Origin of the sequence: Streptacidiphilus anmyonensis (assembly GCF_000787855.1) — a bacterium.
Lineage (GTDB): Bacteria > Actinomycetota > Actinomycetes > Streptomycetales > Streptomycetaceae > Streptacidiphilus > Streptacidiphilus anmyonensis.
Genome location: NZ_BBPQ01000011.1, coordinates 100,260 through 104,420, shown reverse-complemented (window position 1 = coordinate 104,420; position 4,161 = coordinate 100,260). Strand labels below are relative to the sequence as shown.

Here is a 4,161-nt window from a genome sequence, read left to right as displayed (position 1 = left end):
ACGCCGCGCTGCCCTGGGTGGCCGCGGCGGAGCGGGGCGCGGCCACAGTCGTCGCCGTCGACCTGCCCAGCGGCGTCGACCCGGACACCGGCGCCGTCCCGGGCGCGGCGGTCCGCGCGGACGTGACCGTGACCTTCGGCACGCACAAGCCCGGCCTGCTCGTCGACCCGGGCGCGTCGTACGCGGGCGTGGTGCGGCTGGTGGACATCGGCCTGGGCGAGGTGCGCGGGGCGGGCGAGGCCGCGGGGAGCCCCGCAGCCGTCCCGAACCGGCCCGCGGGGCCTCCCACGGCGTCCGCCGGCGTCCCGGCCTCCCACGGCGCTCCGGCCTCCCACGGCGTCCCGGCAGCGCAGGTTCCCGCGTCGCTCGGCGGGCATGTCGTGGAGGCGCTCCAGGAGGAGGACGTCGCGGCGCTGCTGCCGGAGCCGGACGCCGAGAGCGACAAGTACCGGCGCGGCGTCGTCGGCATCGCGGCCGGATCGGCCCGCTACCCCGGCGCCGCCGTGCTCGCCGTGGGCGCGGCCCTGCACGGCGGCGTCGGCGCGGTCCGGTACGCGGGCGCGGCGGCCCGCGAGGTGGTGCGCGCCCATCCCGAGGCCCTGGTCGGGGAGGGCGGCCCGAAGGACGCGGGCCGTGTCCAGGCGTGGGTGGTCGGACCGGGCCTCTCCCAGGACGCGGACGCGGAACGCGCCGTCGAGGAGGCGCTGGACGCCGGCGTCCCCGTCCTCGTCGACGCGGACGGCCTGCGCCTGCTGGCCCGCCGCGCCGCCGCCCCGGCGAACGCCCTGCTCACCCCGCACGCGGGGGAGGCCGTCGCGCTCCTCGCCGGCATCGGTGTGACCGCGACGCGCGAAGAGGTGGAGGGGGAGCGGCTGCGCTACGCGCGCGAACTGGCGCGCGGATACGGCTGCACGGTACTGCTCAAGGGCAGCACGACCGTCGTCGCCGGGCCCGACGGCCCAGCCCGCGTCAATCCCACCGGCACGTCCCAACTCGCCACCGCCGGCAGCGGGGACGTCCTGTCCGGCCTCGCCGGGGCGCTGCTCGCGGCCGGCCTCCGCCCCCTCGACGCCGGCTCCGTCGCCGCCTACCTGCACGGTCTCGCGGGCCGCCTCTCCTCCGCCGGCGCGCCGACCACGGCGGGTGGGATCACCGCGGCCCTCCCGGAAGCCTGGCGGCGCGCCCTCGGCCTCGACTGACCCCGCGCGCCCCCCGTCGTCCCGCCGGCGGTGCAACCTTTCACTCCCCGGAGTGGTCTTCCCACCACGAGGCCACTGACGGATCCGCCGATGGCGGGAAAGAAGGGGCGAATTGAAGCGGTTGAAGGCGCGCGCGACCGCCGTCGCGCTGGCGACGGCGGCACTGCTCGGCGGGGTGGGCGCCGTGGGGGCGGGCCAGGCGGACGCGGCGGCCAGGGCGACCTGGTCCCCGACTCACTGTCTGACCAACGTGGGCCGGGTGGCCTGCGTGGACCTGACCCACCAGAAGCTCTGGATCCAGGACGGAAGCAAGATCGTCTACGGACCGGTCCAGGTCCGCACGGGGCGGCGCGGCTACGCCACCCGTGACGGGCTGTTCCACGTGTACTGGCGCGACCTGCACCACGTCTCCAGCCTCTACGACGTGGCCATGCCCTACTCGCAGTTCTTCAGCGGCGGAGAGGCGATACACGCCGTCGGCATACCGATGTCCACCCCGCCCGGCTCGCACGGCTGCGTCAACATGACCCTGCACGACGCCGCCAAGGTCTGGGGTCTGCTCAAGCTCGGCTCCCCGGTCGACGTCTTCGGCCGCAAGCCCGGCACCTGACCGGCTCGACCGACCGGCTCGACCGACCGGCTCGATCGACCGGGGTGGACTGAAGCCCGCCCGAACCGAACCCCTGCACGACGCGCACATGTGGCGCCCGTCACCTTTGGACGGGCGCCCTCGTGCTTCTGGGAGACTGTCACCCGATGGACACTGCACTGCGAGCCGAAGCCCTGATCGACCTGGCTGCGCTGCGCGGCAACCTTGCCGCGCTGCGCGAGCGCACCCGGCGCACGGGGTCGGCTGAGATCATGTCCGTGGTCAAGGCGGACGCCTACGGCCACGGCGCGCTGCCGTGCGCCCGCGCGGCGCTGGCCGCGGGCGTGCGCTGGCTCGGGACCGCCACCCCGGAGGAGGCGCTCGCGCTGCGCGCGGGCGGGATCGGACCGGAGCGGGCCCGCGTGCTGTGCTGGCTCTGGACGCCCGGCAGCCCGTGGCACGAGGCCGTCGCACAGGACCTCGACATCTCCGTCAGCGGCATGTGGGCGCTGCCGCACGTGCTGGACGCCGTGCGCGCGACCGGCCGCCCGGCCCGGGTGCAGCTGAAGGTCGACACGGGCCTCGGCCGCAACGGCGCCCAGCCCGCGGACTGGCCCGAGCTGGTCGCTGCCGCCCGCGCCGCCGAGGCGGAGGGGCTGATCACCGTCACCGGCGTCTGGTCGCACTTCGCCTGCGCCGACGAGCCCGGCCACCCGTCCATCGCCGCGCAGCTGGACGCCTACAGCGAGGCGCTCGCCGTCGCCGAGGCGGCCGGGCTGCGCCCGGAGGTGCGGCACATCGCGAACTCCCCGGCGACGCTGACGCTGCCGGAGTCCCACTTCGACCTGGTCCGCGCCGGGCTCGCCCAGTACGGGCTCTCGCCGGTGCCGGAGGTGGGCTCGCCCGCGGACTTCGGGCTCCGCCCGGTGATGACGCTGCAGGCCCGGATCGCCCACGTCAAGCGCGTCCCCGCCGAGCACGGCGTCTCCTACGGGCACACCTACACGACCCCTGGCGAGACCACGCTCGCCCTCGTCCCGGTCGGCTACGCCGACGGCATCCCCCGCCATGCCAGCGGCACGGGCCCCGTCTGGCTCGCGGACAAGTGGCGCACGGTCGCCGGGCGCGTCGCCATGGACCAGTTCGTCGTCGACCTCGGCGGCGACTCGGCCAAGGTGGGCGACGTCGCGGTGCTGTTCGGCGCGGGCGACCACGGCGAGCCCACGGCCGAGGACTGGGCGCGGGCGGCCGGCACCATCTCCTACGAGATCGTCACGCGCATCGGCGCGCGGGTCCCGCGGCGCTACCTGAACGCGTCGGACGAGCTGAACGCGTCGGACGAGCCGGGCATCCTGGGCGGGCACGACTGATGGCCGCCGACGGGGGCGGCTCCTCCGGCCGGGGGTCCGGACTGACCTCGGGCGCGGGCGACGTGGTCCGTCAGGTCCGCGACGCGGCCGGCTCCGTCGTCGGCGACGTCGCCGCGGGGCGCTGGAGCCGCGCGGGCATCGTCGGCGTCTCCCTCGGCGTGGTCGCGGCGGGCGCGGCGGCGGGCGTCGCCATCGAGCGCCTCTCCGTCGGCCGTGAGATGCGCCGCCGCGCCGAGGCCGAACTCGACGCCGCCGCCGCCTTCGGCTCCCTCCGCGGCACCCCGCTGCACATCCCCGCCCCGGACGGCACCGACCTCTACGCCGAACTCGACGGCACCGGCTGGGCCGGCACCGAGGCGGCGGTCGTCCGCGAAGCCGCGGAGCGCACGTCCCACACGACCGACGGCGACCGGGGCTCCGTGCCGGCCACCCCCGCAGCCCCGGAGGCGACGCGGCGCGTGGCCCGCGCGGGCGACGCGACCGGTGGGGACGGGGGTTCCGTGTCCGGCCAGGGGGCGGACGCTTCCGGTCGTTCGGCTTCGCGTGGTGCCCGGGACGTGTCCCGTGACGGTGGCGGCCTTGGTCCGATGGCCCCGGAGGCGACGGGGACGACGGGTCGCGCGGCGCGCGGGGCCGGTGGGGGTCCCGGATCGGTGTCCGGCGCCGGTCCGGACGCTTCCGGTCGTTCGGCTTCGCGTGGTGCCCGGGGCGTGTCCCGTGACGGTCGCAGCCCCGACCCGGCCGCGGCCGGGACGGTGTGGCGCGTGGCTGACGTGGCGTCAGGCCCACTGCCTGCCCGTGAGGCGGACTCCGGAGGTCGCAGGACGCGGGGTGGGGCGGGCGCCGGATCCGACGGCGCAGACCCCACAGCCCTCGCAGACCCCGCAGTCCCAGACGTCCCCGCGCGTCCCCGCGGGCTGCGCGGGTGGCTCGGGCGGCGGCGCGGCGCGGGCGCCGAGCCCGAGCCGGGGCCGCTCGGCGGGGTGCTGGCCGGCGTCGGGAC

3 protein-coding genes and 1 pseudogene are annotated in these 4,161 nt (G+C 77.3%); all 4 read left to right on the top strand.

Going from position 1 to position 4,161, the window contains the following annotated elements; translation table 11 throughout:
* A partial coding sequence (locus TR50_RS13780; protein ID WP_063775060.1) for an NAD(P)H-hydrate dehydratase occupies positions 1 to 1,199 on the top strand: 1,199 nt, incomplete at its 5' end.
* A 238-nt stretch (positions 1,200 to 1,437) separates the two neighbouring features.
* Positions 1,438 to 1,809 (top strand): annotated as a pseudogene (locus tag TR50_RS13775) (L,D-transpeptidase); the annotation flags it as partial.
* 146 nt (positions 1,810 to 1,955) lie between these two features.
* Positions 1,956 to 3,158, top strand: coding sequence for an alanine racemase (gene alr, locus TR50_RS13770; protein WP_042420196.1), 1,203 nt, complete (start codon positions 1,956 to 1,958; stop codon positions 3,156 to 3,158).
* Positions 3,158 to 4,161: hypothetical protein (locus TR50_RS47900; RefSeq protein WP_042420195.1), on the top strand; the 1,004-nt coding region annotated here is incomplete at its 3' end. The genes alr and TR50_RS47900, both read left to right, overlap by 1 nt.

What these genes read in the sequence shown, in the direction of transcription:
- alr (WP_042420196.1), top strand. Translation starts at nt 1,956, where the DNA reads ATGGACACTGCACTGCGAGCCGAAGCCCTGATCGACCTGGCTGCGCTG.